At 36.4% G+C, this 19,374-nt stretch carries 19 protein-coding genes; 9 read left to right on the forward strand and 10 right to left on the reverse strand.

Annotated elements, in window-relative coordinates; genetic code table 11:
• The first annotated feature begins 1 nt into the window (after position 1).
• On the forward strand, positions 2–967 hold the full coding sequence (locus QOX35_RS06325) for an alpha/beta hydrolase (RefSeq protein ID WP_283686227.1): 966 nt from the start codon (positions 2–4) through the stop codon (positions 965–967).
• A 21-nt stretch (positions 968–988) separates the two neighbouring features.
• On the opposite strand, the gene QOX35_RS06330 is transcribed toward QOX35_RS06325, so the two are convergent.
• Positions 989–2,401: an ATP-dependent DNA helicase gene (locus QOX35_RS06330; protein WP_283686575.1), complete on the reverse strand. Its 1,413-nt coding sequence runs from the start codon at positions 2,399–2,401 to the stop codon at positions 989–991.
• Between the two features lie 83 nt (positions 2,402–2,484).
• Between QOX35_RS06330 and QOX35_RS06335 the strand changes: the two genes are divergently transcribed.
• The gene (locus QOX35_RS06335) at positions 2,485–3,294 is read left to right on the forward strand and encodes a DUF3822 family protein (RefSeq protein WP_283686228.1); all 810 of its coding nucleotides are present in this window, start codon (positions 2,485–2,487) and stop codon (positions 3,292–3,294) included.
• A complete protein-coding gene (locus QOX35_RS06340) occupies positions 3,291–3,836 on the forward strand; it encodes an RsmD family RNA methyltransferase (protein ID WP_283686229.1) in 546 nt (181 codons plus the stop codon). Before QOX35_RS06335 ends, QOX35_RS06340 begins: the two co-directional genes overlap by 4 nt.
• Positions 3,837–4,424: 588 nt before the next feature.
• Here QOX35_RS06340 and QOX35_RS06345 read toward each other — a convergent pair.
• Positions 4,425–5,684, reverse strand: coding sequence for a DNA recombination protein RmuC (locus tag QOX35_RS06345; protein WP_283686230.1), 1,260 nt, complete (start codon positions 5,682–5,684; stop codon positions 4,425–4,427).
• A gap of 117 nt (positions 5,685–5,801) precedes the next feature.
• Between QOX35_RS06345 and QOX35_RS06350 the strand changes: the two genes are divergently transcribed.
• The 3 genes from QOX35_RS06350 (at position 5,802) to QOX35_RS06360 (ending at position 7,644) form a co-directional block, all read left to right on the forward strand.
• Positions 5,802–6,140: a hypothetical protein gene (locus QOX35_RS06350; protein ID WP_283686231.1), complete on the forward strand. Its 339-nt coding sequence runs from the start codon at positions 5,802–5,804 to the stop codon at positions 6,138–6,140.
• Positions 6,137–7,081 (forward strand): bifunctional methionine sulfoxide reductase B/A protein, encoded by a 945-nt coding sequence (locus QOX35_RS06355; protein WP_283686232.1) that lies wholly within the window; start codon positions 6,137–6,139, stop codon positions 7,079–7,081. Before QOX35_RS06350 ends, QOX35_RS06355 begins: the two co-directional genes overlap by 4 nt.
• Positions 7,082–7,218: 137 nt before the next feature.
• Positions 7,219–7,644: a DUF5606 family protein gene (locus QOX35_RS06360; protein WP_283686233.1), complete on the forward strand. Its 426-nt coding sequence runs from the start codon at positions 7,219–7,221 to the stop codon at positions 7,642–7,644.
• 279 nt (positions 7,645–7,923) lie between these two features.
• On the opposite strand, the gene secG is transcribed toward QOX35_RS06360, so the two are convergent.
• The 8 genes from secG to QOX35_RS06400 form a co-directional block, all read right to left on the reverse strand.
• Positions 7,924–8,307 (reverse strand): preprotein translocase subunit SecG, encoded by a 384-nt coding sequence (secG, locus tag QOX35_RS06365; RefSeq protein WP_135103754.1) that lies wholly within the window; start codon positions 8,305–8,307, stop codon positions 7,924–7,926.
• Entirely contained in the window at positions 8,304–9,083 is a 780-nt protein-coding gene (locus QOX35_RS06370; RefSeq protein WP_283686234.1) for a DUF8458 domain-containing protein, read from the reverse strand. The genes secG and QOX35_RS06370 overlap by 4 nt, the downstream gene beginning before the upstream one ends.
• Before the next feature lie 18 nt (positions 9,084–9,101).
• Entirely contained in the window at positions 9,102–9,605 is a 504-nt protein-coding gene (lptE, locus tag QOX35_RS06375) for an LPS assembly lipoprotein LptE (protein WP_006842353.1), read from the reverse strand.
• Complete coding sequence (locus QOX35_RS06380) at positions 9,602–10,888, reverse strand: sigma 54-interacting transcriptional regulator (protein ID WP_283686235.1); 1,287 nt, start codon at positions 10,886–10,888, stop codon at positions 9,602–9,604. Before QOX35_RS06380 ends, lptE begins: the two co-directional genes overlap by 4 nt.
• 127 nt (positions 10,889–11,015) lie before the next feature.
• Positions 11,016–11,852, reverse strand: a complete 837-nt coding sequence (locus QOX35_RS06385; RefSeq protein ID WP_283686236.1) for a lysophospholipid acyltransferase family protein — start codon at positions 11,850–11,852, stop codon at positions 11,016–11,018.
• Positions 11,853–11,911: 59 nt separating this feature from the next.
• Positions 11,912–12,412, reverse strand: a complete 501-nt coding sequence (locus tag QOX35_RS06390) for a metallophosphoesterase family protein (protein ID WP_283686237.1) — start codon at positions 12,410–12,412, stop codon at positions 11,912–11,914.
• Positions 12,412–13,317, reverse strand: a complete 906-nt coding sequence (gene menA / locus QOX35_RS06395; RefSeq protein ID WP_283686238.1) for a 1,4-dihydroxy-2-naphthoate octaprenyltransferase — start codon at positions 13,315–13,317, stop codon at positions 12,412–12,414. The genes QOX35_RS06390 and menA overlap by 1 nt, the downstream gene beginning before the upstream one ends.
• A gap of 107 nt (positions 13,318–13,424) precedes the next feature.
• Positions 13,425–15,872 carry a DUF5686 and carboxypeptidase regulatory-like domain-containing protein gene (locus QOX35_RS06400; protein ID WP_283686239.1) on the reverse strand — a complete coding sequence of 816 codons (2,448 nt, stop codon included), beginning with the start codon at positions 15,870–15,872 and terminating at the stop codon, positions 13,425–13,427.
• 195 nt (positions 15,873–16,067) lie between these two features.
• On the opposite strand from QOX35_RS06400, the gene QOX35_RS06405 reads away from it, so the two are divergent.
• The 3 genes from QOX35_RS06405 (at position 16,068) to QOX35_RS06415 (ending at position 19,367) form a co-directional block, all read left to right on the forward strand.
• Positions 16,068–17,453 (forward strand): aspartate kinase, encoded by a 1,386-nt coding sequence (locus tag QOX35_RS06405; protein WP_135103762.1) that lies wholly within the window; start codon positions 16,068–16,070, stop codon positions 17,451–17,453.
• Between the two features lie 410 nt (positions 17,454–17,863).
• Positions 17,864–18,685, forward strand: coding sequence for a MotA/TolQ/ExbB proton channel family protein (locus QOX35_RS06410; RefSeq protein WP_283686240.1), 822 nt, complete (start codon positions 17,864–17,866; stop codon positions 18,683–18,685).
• 70 nt (positions 18,686–18,755) lie between these two features.
• A complete protein-coding gene (locus QOX35_RS06415; protein ID WP_135103764.1) occupies positions 18,756–19,367 on the forward strand; it encodes an ExbD/TolR family protein in 612 nt (203 codons plus the stop codon).
• Positions 19,368–19,374 lie beyond the last annotated feature (7 nt).

Below are 19,374 nucleotides of genomic sequence, written 5' to 3' on the forward strand. Positions count from 1 at the left end.
TATGGGAAAGAGAATAATAACATCATTGCTTGTTTCGCTATTTGTCTCTATTTCATTGTTTGCTGATGGATATATTGACAAGCAGACGTACGTGTATGCTGTAAAAGATGGTAGCTCATTGAAGCTGGATAGATACTATCTTAAAGATGATGAAGCAGTAGCTGTAAAGGTTACCCCTTGTATTGTTTTTATGTTTGGAGGTGGTTTTGCTGCCGGTGAACGTGACGGAGAACAGTATGTGGATTATTTTCGCAAGCTGGTAGAAAGAGGATATCAGGTTGTATCTATCGATTATCGGCTCGGAATGAAAAATATAGGTGATGGTTCGCGGATAGATCCGATGCGTTTTGCAGCACTATTGACCAATAGCATAACGATGGCTGTAGAAGACCTTTTTGATGCAACGACCTTTGTGTATAATCATGCTGAGGACTGGAATATCCAAAAAGATGAGATTATTACAAATGGTTCGAGCGCCGGAGCTGTTGCCGTTCTGCACGGAGAATATGCAATATGTAATAAGAGCAAGCTTGCAGAGAAACTCCCTCAAGGGTTTAATTATGCAGGGACAATTGCTTTTGCCGGAGCTATCTTTAGTACAAGTGGAGATTTGAAATGGCAAACAGCACCCTCGCCTATACAGATGTTTCACGGAGATGCCGATAGGAATGTTCCATTTGATAAGACAGAAATGCTTCAGGTTGGGTTGTATGGATCGAAACATATTGCAAAACAGCTTCAAGAATTAAATACTCCATATTATTTCTACAAAGTAGAAAATGCTGCACATGAAATTGCCGAACGGCCGATGAAAGAAAATATAAATGAGATCTGCTCATTTATTGATAAGTTGATTATAGGTAAAGGCAACCTAATAATAAATACAGGTGAGATGGAAATCGGCAAACCCGAACTGAAAAAAGATTTCGACTTAATGGATTATATAAAAGCAAACTTTGGAGGGTAGCTTTTTAATCGTAATCTCATTTTATACAAACTCGTCGGGAAGATTTACTAAGTATAACTTCTTCCCGGCTCGGGTAATTGCCGTGTAGAGCCAACGATAAAAATTTATCCCTAAATGTTCTTCCGAAATATAGCCTAAATCAAGAAAAACGGTACTCCATTCACCCCCTTGTGCCTTATGGCAGGTGACAGCATAAGCGAATTTTACTTGTACCGCATTATAAAAAGGGTCGGTTTTAAGTTTTTTCATTTTACCTGCCTTTGTAGATATATCAGAGTAATCTTCTAATATATTTAGGAATAATTCTTCTGCACGCTCACGAGGTAATCCCGAAACATCAGAGTAAAGCGTATCCATAAGTATCTTGATTTCGAACTCTATATCATAATCGAGGCTCCTAACCAAGACATCACAAAAGCGGAATCCATACAATTCTTGTTCACGGCGAACACGAAGCACTTCTACTATTTCACCATTCGCTAAGAAATCTATTCCTTCTATGTTTTCTGTCCAATAATAATTGTTTTTGGTGATCATCAGCATATCTCCCGCCGATAATTCCTCCTCTCTGTATAGAATCCTGTTGCGCACCCCCTGATTGTAGATGTTGCATCGCTTATTGGAGCGGGAAACAATCATCGTATTGTCTAGCCCTTCTCTATCATAAGATGCGGATATTTCATCGATAAGATCTTCTCCGTTGATACGTACAATGTCCTCAAAATTATCGAGTAGGAGCTTAGGATATGCTCCCGTTTCCCCCTTGCTCAACAGATTACGTATATTGGTGGCATTATAAAGGATGCCGGAACTTTCAGCTTGCCGCACGATCTGCGAGAGCATAGCCTCATAAACATCGAGTCCGTAACCTTCGAGTACCGCCGTTTGCAGGGCAGGGCTGTCTTCTTCCATAACGGGTGGCAACTGTGCCGAGTCGCCAATAAGCAGTAAGCGGCAATTTTCGCCTGAATAGACATAATGAATCAGATCATCGAGCAGATGCCCTGTACCAAAGAAGGATGCATCCATTCCACTATTGCTGATCATAGAAGCTTCATCTACAATGAAAAGAGTGTCTTTGTGTAGATTGTCCATCAGTCCAAAGCTTCCGAAGTCTCCTGCATACTTCTGTTGTCGGTATATTTTCTTGTGAATGGTAAAAGCCGGATGGCTGGCATAGGATGAAAATACTTTTGCTGCTCGTCCTGTAGGCGCTAGTAATACTGTTTTTTGCTTAAACTCAGTCATTGTTTTCACTAAGGCTCCCAGCAAGGATGACTTTCCCGTTCCTGCATATCCCCGCAACAAAAACAGAGTCTCTTCTTTTTGCAAAAATAAGAAGTTTACGATCCTCTCCAAGGCTTCATTTTGTTGGCTTGTAGGTTCGAATGGGAAATTCTCTATTATTTTACTGCGGAAGAAATCATTGATCATAGCGGAAGGAAATGGTGAATTGAAGATCAAAAATAGCAGATAAAAATATCTTTTTCTAACTTTGTGTATAGAAATACCAAAATATGTTTTTACCCGAAAGTATAGACCTCGGACAATCAGATAGATATGTGTTATCGATACGTATAACGCCCTATAGCTTTATGTTCTCTATTTCAGATCCTGAGACAAAAGATAATTATTGTCTGCGTGAAACATCCTTTTCAATGAGCGATAACCTTCTGGCAAATATTCAACGGATCATTTTTGATTTTAATTTTCTTACGCAGGAGTTTAAGCAGACGAATGTCATTTTCGTTTCTTCAAGCTATGATCTAATTCCTGCGCGATATTTTGATCTTAAGGATAAAGAGCATTTGTATAATTTTACACATGTAGAGAAAGCAAGCCATCTATCTACGGGTTTTATCAAAAATCAGGATGTGACTACATTGTTTAATTTGAATAAAGATATTTTTGACTTTCTATCTAGAAGCCTTTGGACTCCGCACTTTTTTCATCATACCAATTTGCTTATCAATTACTTTGAAGATAAAAACAAGCTTACTGGGAATGCTTCGAGAATGTATTTAAACTTCCACGATAATTTCCTTGATATTATTTGTTTTACCGGGCCAAAGTTGGTTCATAGCTTAACATATACGAATGAACAAATAACAAATCAGCTATATTATATTCTTAAACTTTGGGAGCAATGCAGATTCAGTCAACTGGATGATTATCTCTTTATAGTCGGTAATCCCGATCTGCAATTGGTGAAACTTCTGCAACAATATATAAAAAACATTGAGCAACAGAATATTCCAAGTGAGATTTTCTTGTGGAATGAAGATGCTCAAAAAGCTCCATTAGACTTACTAACATTATCATTATGAGAATTATCAGTGGGAAATATAAAGGGCGTAGATTTGATCCTCCCAAAAGTTTCAAAGCACGTCCTACAACAGATTTTGCAAAAGAAAATATATTCAACGTCCTGAACAACTCTATAGACTGGGAAGAAACTACAGCATTAGACCTTTTTGGAGGTACAGGTAGTATTAGTTTTGAATTAGTTTCGCGAGGGTGTCCACGTGTTGTATGTGTAGAGAAAAACTTTGCTCATGCATCATTCATCGAAAAAACAAAAGCGGAATTACAAATACAATCGGAGCTAATGCTCTCCAAGATGGATGTATTCAGTTATTTGGCGCATTGTAAAGAGCAGTTTGATTTTATTTTTGCCGACCCTCCTTATGATTTAAAGCATTTTGAAGATGTGCCTAAGCTTGTATTTGAAAAAGAATTGATAAAGCCGGGGGGGATATTTATTCTAGAACATTCTAAGGATTATAATTTCTCTAATTATCCGTTATTCGAAGATCAACGAGTATATGGAAGTGTGAATTTCAGCGTATTTAGGAATGGTTCTATATAAAAAAGAAAAGGTTGTCATCTCGACAACCAATCTTCATTGTTAACCTTAAATCTAATACCATGAAAAACACAGTACAAAGATAGTATATTTTTCATGTTATAAAACATATTATATAGTTTTTTTTAATCATTTTTTTCTATATTACAATAAATGTATATTATAACGTATAATTAACGTTATATAAAACAATAACTTAGCAAATTTTACCCCGATAATAAGGATTCTATCAATACCTCAATTTTTTTATAAAGACTTTATTTGTAAATATCGTTTCCTATTAATCTGATAGGATAGGGGATGGTTTGTTTTGTAATGTTCTCTTTATGTGTTGTTTGTCTGTCTGTTTTTTTGGAGATTTATTTCCTGAATTTATGCTCGATGAAAAATTTAGTGACGAGAAAGGAGGTTTAAATTATATATCTATAGAACGGATACTATATAAAAAAGAAAAGGCTGTCATCACGACAACCAATCTTCATTGTTAACCTTAAATCTAATACCATGAAAAACACAGTACAAAGATAAGTGAATTTTTATGTTGTAAAACATGTTTCGCTATTTTTCTTTATTCGTTTAACTTTATTTAACTTATTCGGTGCTATCCGGTAGTTCTTTTTGAGCTTTAACTCCTAGATCTTTAAGCATTTCTGCCTGTCGTATGAGATTACCATTGCCTTCTTTTAATTGAGAAAGAGCTTTATCGTATGCTTTCTGAGAACGTTCTATGTTTTTTCCTACATCTTGAAGCGTTTCTACAAAGCCCGCAAACTTATCGTATAAGGCAGCTCCTCGTTTGGCTATCTCTATGGCATTGCGGCTTTGGTATTCACGTTTCCACAGGTCGGCTACTACTTTTAATGAGGCTACCAAGTTTGTAGGACTTATCAATAAGATACGTTTGCGATATGCATAATCCCACAAAGTGGAATCGAGCTGCATCGCTAATATATAAGCCGGTTCGTTAGGGATGAACATCATCACAAAGTCGAGAGATTCTACATAGTCCTGATATGCTTTTTGGCTCAGTTCATCAATATGTTGCCTTACAGAAGTAATATGTTCTTTTTCGGCAGAGATTTTTACTGCATCTATTTCAGCTTCCACATACTTAATGTAGGCGCTCAGGGATACTTTGGAATCTATGATAATTTTTCGTCCACCGGGATAAACAACTGTAACATCGGGCTGCATATATTTATTTTGCGTGTTCTGAATGCGTGTTCCGTTTTCGTCGGTAATAAATTCCTGAGTGAAATATTCTTCACCTTTTTTTAGTCCCGATTTTTCTAATATAGATTCCAGAATCATTTCGCCCCAGTTACCCTGTATCTTATTGCTGCCTTTCAGTGCTTTCGTTAAGTTATTGGCATCTTCGCTTATCTGATTATTCAGAGCAACCAGATCTTTGATACGTTCTTCGAGCGAAAAACGCTGCTTCGATTCTTTATCGTACGTTTCTTCTACTTTTACTTTAAACTCAACCAGTTTTTCGTTCAGGGGTTTCAGTATAGCCTCCATATTTGCTCTATTCACATCGGTGAAGCGAAGGGTTTTTTCTTCCAATATCTGTGTGGCTAATATTTGGAAATCTTTATTTAGCTGAGTCCGGGTATTCAATAACTCTTCTTGCTGAATGCGCAATTGTTCTTCTCTGGACTGTATTAAAGCTTTATTTTCTGCAATCTCTTTCACATGCTCTAATTGAGCCATTTGTAAAGACTCCTTATCCCGAGTTAAGCGAACAACTTCTTCTTTCAGTTCAGATTCTCTCTGCTTATTGTTTCTTTGGATTAAATAAATAACAATTGCAGCCAGGATCAATATTACGCCGGCATAAACTAATTCCATATTGATTTGTTTTAAAAGAAACGGAAAGTTATTTAAAAGATTCCCTTTAACAAAATTTGCCTCAAAAAACTTGTGAACATCTTTGTTCAAAGATATTTTTGTCTGGTAAATGAAGGAATGAAAATATTATACAGTAAACATTTTCCTCCGGGGAATTTCGGAGCAATCAACCTGTTTGGAATAATCATTGCTCGTAAGGATTATGGTAGGCTGACTGATGCCGAAATAAACCATGAGTGTATACATACACGACAAATGGCTGAAATGCTCGTCATATTCTTTTATATAAGTTATTTGATAGAGTGGATCGTTCGCTTGATACAATATAGGAATATGTTTGATGCTTATGTAAATATTTCGTACGAACGCGAGGCGTATAACAATATGTATAATATTGAATATCTGAAGAAGAGAAGACCTTTTACTTTTAAAAATTATTATAAAAAAACGGTATGAAACTTAGATTATTCATATATTTATTATGTACCGTGATTGTAGGGGGAGTATCATGCGTACAGAGTCAAAATAAAATAGAACAAGGTAATATGAAATACAATAAACTGACACCCGAAGAAGAAAGGGTAATAATACATAAAGGCACAGAAGCTCCTTATACAGGAGAATATGTGAATAATAAGCGGGCTGGAGTGTATGTGTGTAGAAGATGCAACGCCCCTCTGTATAATTCATCTGATAAATTTGATTCTCATTGTGGATGGCCTTCTTTTGATGATGAAATAAAGGGTGCTGTAAAACGTGTTCCTGATGCCGATGGAAGACGAACTGAAATAATATGTACAAACTGCGGTGCTCATCTAGGACATGTATTCCTCAACGAAGGCTTCACGGCAAAAGAGACAAGGCACTGTGTAAACTCGATATCACTAAAATTTATACCTCAAGAGAATAAAATGATTAAGAAAGCTTATTTTGCCTCCGGTTGTTTTTGGGGCACAGAGTATTATTTCATGAAAGCCAAAGGCGTGGCACATACCGCTGTAGGCTTTATGGGTGGGCATGTAGATCATCCTAGTTACGAACAAGTTTGTCAGAAAAATACCGGACATTTAGAAACAACTGAAGTAGATTATGATACTTCGAAAACATCGTATGAAGATCTTGTAAAGCTGTTTTTCGAAACGCATGATTTTACTCAAACAAATGGCCAAGGTCCGGATATTGGGCCTCAGTATCTGTCTTGTATATTTTATGCCGATGAGAATGAAAAAAATATTGCTGAAAAATATATATCGATTCTACAAAAAAAGGGATATAAGGTTGCAACAATGCTAAAACCCTTATCTACATTCTGGAAAGCAGAAGATTATCATCAACAATATTACGAGCACAAAGGAACAACTCCTTATTGCCATGTATATAAAAAGATATTTGAATAGTTGGATTGCCTATTAATTAATAGGTTAATAAATATATTGTTAATTTGAATACATTAAATTATTATATTTAATGTATTCATATTATTTTTGTGGCTTAACTAAAAATCAGAAAAGTATTTTAATTAAATTATTTTTTTATGCTTAAAACAATCTTATCTATTTCTGGAAAACCCGGACTTTACAAACTTGTATCGAACAGTAAGAATATGGTTATTGTAGAGTCTCTCGCAGATAACAAAAAGATTCCTATTCATCCACGTGATAAAGTAGTATCATTGGGAGATATCTCTATATACACAGAAACTGATGATGTGTCTTTAAAAAGCATTCTTGCTTCTATCAAAGAGAAAGAAAATGGGGCTAAAGTATCAATCAGTGCAAACTCAAAGCCTGAAGAATTAAAGAGATACTTCGAAGAGGTATTACCTGAGTTTGACAAAGATCGTGTTTACCCGACAGATATCAAGAAAATAATAAACTGGTATAATATAATAATCGAGTCTGGTTTCGACTTCGAACAAGAAGATAACAGCAGCGAAGAGAATACGGAAGATAGCGAGTAGTATTTGCTGTCGCTAATAATGTTTTCAGACCTTAAGGTATTCTTTATGTATTTCTGAGGTCTACTTTTATAATAAGAACCCCTTCAAAGGCCTCCCCGAAAATGGAGAAGTTTGGAGGGATTCTTATTTTGTGGCCTCTCTATTTTTCCAAAGATAGTTGCGACTATTGTTCTATATTTTATAGTCAAGCCTCTTTCTATTTTCGATGTGTAGGTATACAAAAAAAGCTTATCTGATTGCAGATAAGCTTTCTTATATTATATGATTTTTATATTTTCCTTATTCAGTAGGAGGTGTTGTCGGCTGTTGAGTAGGAGCCGGAGTAGTTGTACTTGCTGCACCTTGACCTTGATTAAGAGGTAAAGTAGTGGACATATCAGGTGTTCCTGTAGCAGGAGTAGTTGGTATGCTTATATCCGGTTTTGCTGTTCCTAAACCACCTTTAGGTCTGATCATAACACAAACAATACTCATTATCATGATGAAACCAGCCAATCCCCAAGTTGCTTTCTCCAAGAAGTCTGTGGTTTTACGAACTCCCATGATTGCATTTGAAGATGAAAATCCAGATGAAAGGCCTCCGCCTTTTGAGTTTTGAACAAGAACTATAAGTACCAAGGCTATAGCTGCTATCACAATTAATATGGTAATAAGTGCGATCATTTTTTATCTTTAGATTTTGAATTTATAATCAATTTTTCGAGAAAACTCAATTGGTCTGCAAAGTAAATATTTTTTTTTGGATAATTCAAACTTAAATGTTTAATTATTTTGTATGCTTTCTCATACTTCTGCTGCTTTATATATATTTTGGCAAGGGTCTCGGTGAAAAACAAGTCTTCATTTAATTCATCCTGATCTTCATTGCTGTCTTTTAGTTCATAAGTATGATCTCGGAGCGACTCATCTTCTTTCTCTATTTGGATGTGGATGCCATCTTCTTCCGATTTAGTAATGAAGGTATCTATAATATCTTGATGCTTGAGTTGCAGGTTACTCTCTTTTTTGTTCCCTTCTTCCTGAGGCTGATACTGTATGTATGAAAAATAATCGGTTGTGGCTATGCTCGAATGGGATATATTATACTCCAGTTGCATGTCATCGCTGATTGTTTCGCCTCGAGATTCAAAAAAAGCATTTAATAGAATGTTCGTCTTATCTTCAGCAATTTCTTTTTTACCTGTTTCTACAAAGAATTGTTGATATTCTTCACTGAATATATAATAGAACAGAGCTCTTCTGTCAGTTATTGTAATACTGAGCCTTTCCAGTTCTGTTTTATATCTTTCAGGTTCGTGTATATACACAGCTTTTAGATATATGAAAATGGCAGCTTGAAAAAAAGGGTATTCGAAAGCAATCCTCTCCAAACTTCCGATATCGGATTTGGAGGGAGAATTTTTTTGAATAATAAATTCATTCAGCTTCTGGATATCCATGTTTAAGATTATTGTTTACTACCAATTAGACATGGTTGCATTAAATATCTGGTCTACTATTTCCTTTGTGAGTTCTTCTCCGAGTTTATCTTGTACATCGGTAAGCATTTTGCTGCTCTCAAAATCTCGATATGCCGAGATTGTCTCCTCTTTATCCTCCTCTGGTCTCACATTGTTTCTAAATCGGAATTTAACCGCCATTGTAAGTCGAGTCTGCGAAGCCAGATTGTTTTCCTGCACAGCTAGAGGTGTCAGATCCCAACGTACAATCTCGCCTTCTATTTCCATTGACGGTGCTACGCTGGTAAACTGTAGTTTGGTTCCGCGTATAAACACATCTTTCATCTCCTCGTTAAACATTTGAGCTAACATAGGATATACGTTAGGCGACTGGTTTTGGAAGTCGCGAATCTCTAAAGTGGGTGTTTCGGAATAGTTAATGTTTGAACCGTTAAACTTGTATGAGATTGTACAAGCTGTCATCATGATTGACACTAGAATCAACAGACCGATTTTTTTCATAAATTTTCCAGATTATATTCTTTTATTTTTCTGTATAGTGTACGTTCCGATATTTTCAGGTCTTGAGCCGCATTCTTACGCTTTCCGTTATGACGATCCAACGCTTTTATAATCATGTCTTTTTCTACATCCTGTAGAGAAAGTGTTTCTTCTTCATATTCGGGAGCTTCTATTATATCTACGTCAGCAATATCATTTCTGGTAGGGGTAATAGTATGAGGATCATTTTTTATAGTCAGAGGTGTAGTTGCTCCTTTGTCAGCTGCACTTACTACCATAGTGGGTAAAGTGTTATCGCTTTTGCTGATTGTGGATGCAGATACAGCATCTGAGGCTTTTAGATTTCCGGCAACAATATCATGAACAATTTTTTTCAACTCGTTCATGTCTTTTTTCATATCAAAAAGTACCTGATAGAGTATTTCTCGCTCATTACTAAAGTTTTTAGGATCATTATGTCCCGCAGAAGTGTGTATGGGAATTAAGCCAACCTCGTTTGCCGGAAGATAAAGTTTTAGTATATCCGGAGTTATTTCTCTTGCCTGTTCTATAATTGATATCTGTTCGGTAATATTTTTCAACTGGCGAATATTCCCCGGCCAATAGTAGTCTTTGAGCATTTGCTTTGCCAATTCGGTTAGAACAATAGACGGCATGTTGTATTTTTCAGCACAGTCGCTTGCAAACTTTCTAAAGAGTAGAGGAATGTCGTCTTTCCTGTCTCTTAGTGCAGGTATCCGAATGGGGACAGTGTTTAAGCGGTAATACAAGTCTTCACGAAAACGTCCATTTCGTGTAGCAGTTATCATGTCCAGATTTGTAGCCGCAACAACACGTACATCTGTTTTCTCTACTTTTGATGATCCTACTTTTATAAATTCACCCGTCTCGAGTACACGAAGTAAACGAGCCTGTGTAGAAAGAGGTAATTCTCCTACTTCGTCGAGAAATAGTGTCCCTCCATTCGCAACTTCGAAATACCCTTTCCGTTCGCCTGTAGCTCCAGTAAAGGATCCTTTTTCGTGTCCGAAAAGTTCTGAATCTATAGTACCTTCGGGGATAGACCCACAGTTGACCGCAATATAAGTTCCATGTTTGCGATGGCTGAACTGATGGATAATCTGCGGAAAACTTTCTTTACCCACTCCGCTCTCTCCTGTCACCAGTACAGACATATCGGTAGGTGCTACCTGAAGCGCTATGTCTATAGCTCGGTTGAGATCGGGTGTGTTCCCTATGATGCCGAAGCGTTGTTTTACCTGTTGTATATCTGGTCTTGCCATTTTATTAGATAGATAAGTCACAAATAAACAAAAGTTTATATGTGAAGTTTAACGAAACCTGACAAAATTACATATTAATTTCAGTTTTGTCAGTCTTTTTTAGTGAAGATTTCTAAAGGTGATGAGTTTAATCTGTAGATTTAGCTAAAGCGTATGTTTTAGCCTTCAAAAACTCTCCGAATTCTTTTATATCTGTATGTTTTGCCTGTTCTTCCGGTGATATTGGCTCACCCAATCGTAAGTATATAGTTTTACCCTTTTTATTATACACTTCATGTCCTAACCTCAATGAACGGAGTCTCCAATTTACAAGATCAAGAAAGTTAAAGAACCAAGAATTTTTACCGCTAAAGTACATTGGTATCACAGGTACTTTCGACTTTTTTATCAGTTTTAGTACTGGTTCTTGCCATTCACGGTCTTCAACCTCCATCCTGAAGTTTCTTACTTTTGTCTTAGATACAGCACCGGCAGGGAAGAATCCCAATGGATGTCCGCTTTTGATATGTTCGATGGATTGTTTTATCCCTTCGAGGCTTGACTTACTTGCCATTTTTCCACTTTGGAAAGGATTAACAGCAATGAAGTTGGGGGACATTGTGTCTATCATGCCGAGAATGAAATTTACCATCATTTTATAGTCGGGGCGAACCGATGCGATTGTGGCAATGGCGGCAATACCATCTATGTGACCGTATGCATGGTTCGAGACAGTGATAAACGCAGCTCCTTCGTATTGGTTAAGCACCTCTATATTTTCGACTACTATATTGACACCAACGTCTTGTAATAAATGTTTGCAAAATTCAGGGCCTTCGTATTGCTTCGAAGTATCGTAGATGCGGTTGACTTTATTCATTCCGGTCAGCCACATAGCAAATTTTATAAGTATATTTCCAAATGGACCACGCAAAATAGGGCTCATTTTGCGAACATCATCATAGCTCAGTAATTTTTCCTTCATGCTGCTGTTTTTTTACTGTTGCAAATTTCGTTAAAATAGAAATATTAGACAAGTATTAATTAAGATTCGTCATGAAGTTCGATGATATCCAAGTCGGAGATATTGCCTTCACTCAAGTTAAACTTAAGAAGGGTTCTGACTTTATGTATTCCATATTTGCCTGCTGCACCTGGGTTGATGAATAATCCGTTTATTTTTTTATCGAATATGACTTTCAGTATATGTGAGTGCCCGGTTATAAATAATTTGGGCGGATTCATAAGTAATATTGATTGTACTTTTCGTTCATACCTACCCGGAGAGCCTCCGATATGAATCATAAACACATCTACACCTTCTAGAGTGAAGCGTAACGTTTCGGGGTATGCTGCACGTACACGACTATCATCGATATTTCCGTACACAGCCCGAAAGGGTTTGCCCAAAGCTTCGAACTTTAAAGCCAACTCCATTGAACCTATATCTCCCGCATGCCATATTTCGTGACAGTCGGAAAAATATTTTGCAAACTTCTCATCCCACCAGTTATGGGTGTCAGAAAGTAATCCTATCTTTTTCATTATAGATTGATACAAATACAAAAACAAACAGATAGGATAAATGTTCCCATCGAAGTATATTTCAAGTATGGGTCGAGTAGACGATTCTCTTTTATTTTGATAATGTTAATTAACAATTTAAAAAATACAAGAAAACTTAATAGGTACATATATTGATACCAGTGGGTACTATATAATATAGAATATGCCGTAAGGGAAACGAACGCTCCTATAATTAAGAGGGCGTGGTATATCTTCGCATTCTTGATTCCTATCCGTACAGGGATTGTTATTTTCCCTGATTTTCTATCATTGTCTATGTCGCGCATATTGTTAAGATTGAGTACGGCAACTGTTAGCAGCCCCAAAGCTATAGCAGGTAGCCACGGCTTGAAATCTATGGTATGGGTATGTAAAAAATATGTTCCAACTACCGATACAAGTCCAAAAAAGATAAAAGAGAAAATATCTCCCAATCCCTTGTATCCATAAGGATTTTTTCCGGCTGTATATTTTATTGCAGCGACAATACTACCCAGTCCCAAGCCTAGAAAGAGTAAAATATATTGCCATGCCATAAACTGAAGAGCAACATAAACAAGCAATATCCCGATCACAATAGCACATGCTATAGCTATTTTTATTGCTTTAGTCATCTCTTCGGGAGTAATGGCTCCGCTTTGAACTGTTCGTTGAGGTCCTATTCTTTCGCCTGTGATATCTGTGCCTTGTTGGTAATCACCAAGGTCGTTTGCCATATTGGATAACAGTTGTAATACATTCGCTACCAAAATAGTCAGAACAAATACAAATATGCTGAATTTTCCTGTGCTATATGCGATCCCGCTGCCACATAGTGCTGTAGCTCCCGCCAAGAATAGTGTGCGTGGACGCAGAGCCGATACCCAAGATTTTACAGATGCCATAATTAAATTTGTGCAAAGGTATGTATTTTAGTCTGATGAGAAAAATATTATTATCCTGTCAAATTCTAATATTACCTAAAAATAGAAAGGTGACGTTACGCTTACTTCTATCTGTTTATAGTTTTCTTTATATTGTCTAAATCGAACAATACTCTTATTCCGAAATCCTGATATTTTGTTTTCTTGAATGACGCAAATACTCCTACATTAAGCAGCTTTGTGAAGTTTAGTGAGTAGCCCATCTCACTGTATTTCATGTCGGCGGTGTATAGGTTTTTTAGATGTAGGCTTTCTGTAAACATTTTTCCTTGAAGAAATGGTAGTCGCTTAATTAATATATACTTGCTTTCGTAGTTGAAATTGGTTCTGACCCAATATCTGTTTGTTGAAGCAACATAATTGTCTAACAGCATAAAGGATACAAAGGGAGACTTTAGGTTCACTGTTACATTCGATGTGTTGAAATGTTGATAATCCACAAAGTGTATTTTGTCTCTTTCGCCCAGAAAGCGACCTCCTTCGAGTTGGTAGTTGAAGTTGCTAAACTCACTTAACTTTATATTTTGTTTTATGCCTCCCGATAATTTTTGATATTGAGCATTGTTGGTTTGCCATCCGGAGAATGCCTGCTCATAATTAATATAGAATGTAGGTGATGCGTATTTCTCATATCGTTTTGCTCCATCTTTTATAGAGTAATAAGCGTAAGGGGTGTATTCTATGCCTAAGTTGAATGCTGTTTTGTCAAACCTGTCGTCTGGGTATATGTTAGGCGTGATTTTACTTTTCTTACCCCAGGTGTAATCCGTATTATTCGATAATCCATGACGCCTGTCTATCTCCAGTCCTACAGATACAGATAATCCATTCGAAATATCTATACTATTCGTTGCGGAAATAAAATCTTTCTGATAAAAATAGTTATAATTCTTACCTCTTATTAGTGAATTTGAAAAGTTATTGAAGCGGTGAATACCTAGTGGGTTGAAATCTTCACTTGTGCTTCCTATAGAGATCGTAAGGTTGCCTAATCTTAAAGGTGCATACGTAAAATTTATATTACTTCCACCTATCAATCTTTTCCTTGATAAGGCATAATATATATAAGGTGTTAGTTCAAGCTTGTTGTGTTTTCCGATATTACTCGTTAACCTGAATGATTGTCCCATCCATAGCCCATCTACAAAATTATACTCATAGATACTACCTTCGAGTAGCCCGTTGAATTTAATTTTTACTTTGCTGGAGTCACTTCCTATCTGCCCTCCGTTCATTATATTCGAAAATGTCAGCTTTGGATTACGGTGCTTCTCTCTCGCCGAATCGAGATGTTGCTGTATGGAATCCCTTTTAATTAATGTTTTTATCTCCCGTTCTCCCAAGGGTATCGTTCTTACATTGTTCCAATATGCCGTATCACGCTTGGATGCCAAACTATCAGATTTTACTATATATAAGGAGTCTTGACGTGCGATTTCAAAGGTTCTTTTCTCTTTTTTACTTTTTGTGCCACTTATTACCGATTCATTCGTTTTAATATTACTATAGGTTAGTGATGTGTAGTAGTTCATTGTAGCTTTAATTCCGAAGATGTCAATATCAGATGCTATCAAATAAGTGATAGGCAGATATACATTTGGTGCTAATTCCTGAAACGAGATTGTATATGCTTGTTTTGCTCCGTATGGATTAGAACGAAGTTCCGCAGAATATATATGCCATGTATAATCTGCTATATATATGTAGCCTTCAAAAAGGGCTGGGTCTTTTAGCTTTGGTTCTATTTTGATTTTATTTATTGTTAATTCATTCTCTTCTATAAACCCTTCGTATCTGAATTTGTAATAAGAGAATGCTTGAGGATGCAGCGGCGAAATGTATGAACCAATCTTCGGATTGTACAAGGAAGTGCTTAATATTCCCATCACGTCTTTCGAATCTATATTGTCGGGAATACTGCTTGAGAATGCTTTTACTGTTTGTTCGTACTTATTGGGTGCTGTAAAACGTATTTCGTTGAAGGATTCTTGTGTAAATAGCAACTCTTTAAAATCTGATAGTTTAATCCCTTCTTCTCTTTTTGCCATTTTGTCTATCAACGACGAAACTTTAAGCAATTCAGCGTTTACCTTTATGTAGGCTTCGGCAGTGTACTCTTTTACTGAAGCGGCATATAATGGTGCTTTTTCTATTGCTTTCCGCATAATAGGGTAGGCCGGGTCTTCCTGATTTGATACGGTAATTTCTTTCAGGTTGAAAGGTGTTTCATATAGTACTATATCTAATGTAGTTACTTTATCTGTACTGATCTTGATTATTCGCACTTCGGGTTTAAACCCCAAACATTTATATTCAACTTCGTATTCTCCGTTGGGTATAGTCGTTTGATAGCTCCCTGTTTCGTTACATACCAACCCTTGATTTACACCTTTTATATATACTGTGCTTCCATATAACGGTTCGCCGTTTGTGTCTGTAATCTTCCCTTTAAAGTTTTGTGCGTGCAAATGAGTGAAGCAAAAAAAGGATAAAACCAAGGCAATATATAATCTCATTATTAGTTTATTATTTAGGGACACTTTTTAACATTCTCTACAAATATATCGGAAATATCGATTTATTCTTTACTTATTTCCTGTTTTTATTCGATTTAATGTTACAAAGGAGTGACATTATTCTATATTCCCCTGTGAAATAAGATTATTTTATTATTTTTGCGCTAAATTTTTTTCAAAATATTAAAGATTAAAATGCTTACAGTTGAGAAAATTGGCGGAACCTCCATGTCGCAGTTTAAAGATGTGCTGGAGAACGTCATTGTAGGAAAGAGAAAGCCGGAAGAAATGTACAATCGGATATTTGTTGTATCCGCATATAATAATGTCACTAACTGGCTATTGGAACATAAAAAAACAGGAGAGCCCGGAGTATATGTTCAATTTCTCGAAAATGCAGATTATAGCATCGGATTAGATAGTCTGTGTCAAAGGCTTTTGCTTATAAATAAGGGTTTTGAAGAAATCGGCCTGAATCTTTTAGAAGCAAGAGAATTTATTACCTTTCGCCTCAAACAGGCTAAAACAATGCTTCATAGTTTGAGCAAAGTTTTGGCTTCAGGGTACGTAAATGCCGAAGATATCTGTTTAGCCGCACGCGAAATTTTAGCTTCGATAGGAGAGGCACATTCAGCGTGGAATACTGTAAATATTTTGAATAACAATGGTATTTCTGCTCGGTTTATCGATCTATGCGGATTTAATGACTCTCTGCCTCTTACAATAGATGAGCGTATTCATAGAGCATTCAAAGGTGTTGATTTTAGTAAGGATGTTTGTGTCGCTACCGGCTATACGAAAGGTACTGAGGGTATTATGCGCGCGTTCGATAGAGGTTATACAGAGGTTACTTTTAGTAAAATTGCCGTAGAAGTAAATGCCGACGAGGCTATTATCCATAAAGAATATCACTTGTCGAGCGCTGATCCGAATATAGTAGGTGTGGATAAGGTGGTTCCTGTAGGGCGAACAAATTTTATTGTGGCCGATCAGCTAGCTGATATTGGTATGGAGGCTATTCATCCGAAAGCGTCTAAACCTTTGGAACTTGCAAATATCGATATTCGTATCAAAAATACCTTTGAGCCCGAACATCCGGGGACATTGATAACAAAAGAGTATGTGTCGGAAATACCGAAGATAGAGATTGTTTCAGGTACAGATAAGGTATTAGCTGTAGAAATTCACGATCCGATGATGGTTGGAGAGGTTGGGTTTGACTTGAGAATCATGCAGATATTTGCCAAATATAATGTGAGTTACATTCTCAAATCTACAAATGCAAACTCTATTACAATGGTGGTTTGGGACAATTATAAATCACGCGAAATGATAACAGACCTGGAGGCGACATTCTATCAGGTTATTGTAGAACGTGTAGCTTTAGTCTGTGTAATGGGTACCAATATTGCATTGCCCGGATTCTTGTATAGAGCCTCGAAAGCTCTGTTTCAAAAAGGAATCAATGTCGAGAGTTTTGCTCAATCTCTACGGCAGGTGAATATGCAGTTTGTAATAAAAAGAGAATTTTATAAAGACGCGGTAATTGCACTGAATGATGAATTGTGTATAGAGAAATAGGTTAATAAGGGTTTTTTTATATTTTTTTTATTGTGTGAATTGATTTTTAGTTCTATTTTTGTTTGCTGAAACTAGAGTGATCGTTTAATACCTTGTGGGGCACTTAAATAAAAAAGAATATCCACAATTACAGATATATAGACCTTTGAATTTGCTTGAACATTCTCTATTACAAAAGTTGCTTTTATTGGAAAATAAAAAACTGATTTCACCGTTACATTTGATTAGAAGTGTGAATAAAAGTGCAATGTTAGATGCGAAATACTTAAAAAATCAAAATAATAGTATATTTGCATCCTATAATAATTGACACTGTGTAATTTTATTGTTTTAAAATAAGGAGACTATTGAAAATTAAAAGATATAAATTTAAAAATTGATTCACTAAACTTAAATTATTTATTATCATTATGGAAACTAAAAAACAACAACCAAAACAAAAACCAAGATCTAAAGGCGTTTCAGCTATGATAGTCGTTATTGGATGTGCGATTGTAGCTCACCTATTCTTCTACCTAGTTGCCGGGGATAAGGCTAACTTTGACGAAAAAGGTCAACCACTACCAGGCAATTCACTAGGTGCATTATTCCAAGGAGGATGGGTAATTCCTATCGTTATCACGCTGTTACTAACAACACTTACTCTTTCTGTAGAGAGATTCTTTGCATTGAACAGAGCTAGTGGAAAAGGAAACACAGCTAAATTTGTGATGAATGCTAAAGCTAAATTAGAAGCTGGTGACATCGCAGGTGCAACAAAGCTATGTGACGAACAAAAAGGATCTGTGGCTAATATACTAAAAGCAGGATTAATCAGATATGCAGATGTTGAGAAAATTGCTGACAAGAACAATGACGAAAAAGCAGCAATGATTCAAAAAGAATTGGAAGAAGCTACAACTCTTGAACTTCCATATCTACAACAAAACTTATCAGTTATCGCTACTATCTCTACTCTAGGTACTTTGATGGGACTATTCGGAACAGTACTTGGTATGATCCGTTCGTTTGGTGCAATGGGTCAAGAAGGAGCTCCGGACTCTACAGCTCTTGCAGTAGGTATCTCTGAAGCACTTTACAATACAGCTATGGGTATCGGTACTGGTGCTGCATCTATCATTTCTTATTCTTATTTCTCTGGAAAAGTTGAAGATATAACTAACGCTGTTGATGAAGTAGGTTTTGCTATCGGTCAAACTTATACTACTCTTCACGGAGGTCTATCTAAATAATTAACAATTTTTTTCAGAACAATTTGTGGAATTCATATAAGATTCCACTCTAATAAGTAAAAGTAAGAAAATGGGAAAGACAAAAGTAAAAAAACAGAGCACATTCATCGACATGACGGCGATGAGTGACGTTACTGTACTCTTGCTCACATTCTTTATGCTTACTGCTACCTTCTTACCAAAAGAACCGGTACAGGTAATGACTCCACAGTCAGTATCTGAGGTGAAAGTGCCTGAATATAATGTGTTGAATATATTGATAGATCCACAAGGAAAGGTATTCTTGAATATAGACAAACCAGAAAATAAAAAGGCGGTATTGGAAAAGATGGGGCAAGATTATGGTATTACATTCACCGATAAGCAGATTAGATCTTTCATAGAACAAACACACATTGGTGTGCCTATGAACAGAATGGCTGCTTTCCTTGATATGCCATTGAGCACTCAAGATAGTGAGATAAAGAAATGGGGTGTGCCATCTGATAGTGTAAACGATCAGTTTTCACGTTGGGTACAACATGCACGCGAAATTGGAGGCGATGATATGGGTATTGCTATCAAAGCAGACCAGTCAACAGCTTATCCATTGGTGGATAAGGTATTGAAAAGTCTTGTGAAGATGAAAGAAAACCGTTATAGCCTCATAACATCTCTAAGGGGAATGCCGGAAGGCGTATAAAACATGA

The sequence above is a fragment of the Dysgonomonas sp. Marseille-Q5470 genome (assembly GCF_951230145.1).
Taxonomy (GTDB): Bacteria; Bacteroidota; Bacteroidia; order Bacteroidales; family Dysgonomonadaceae; genus Dysgonomonas.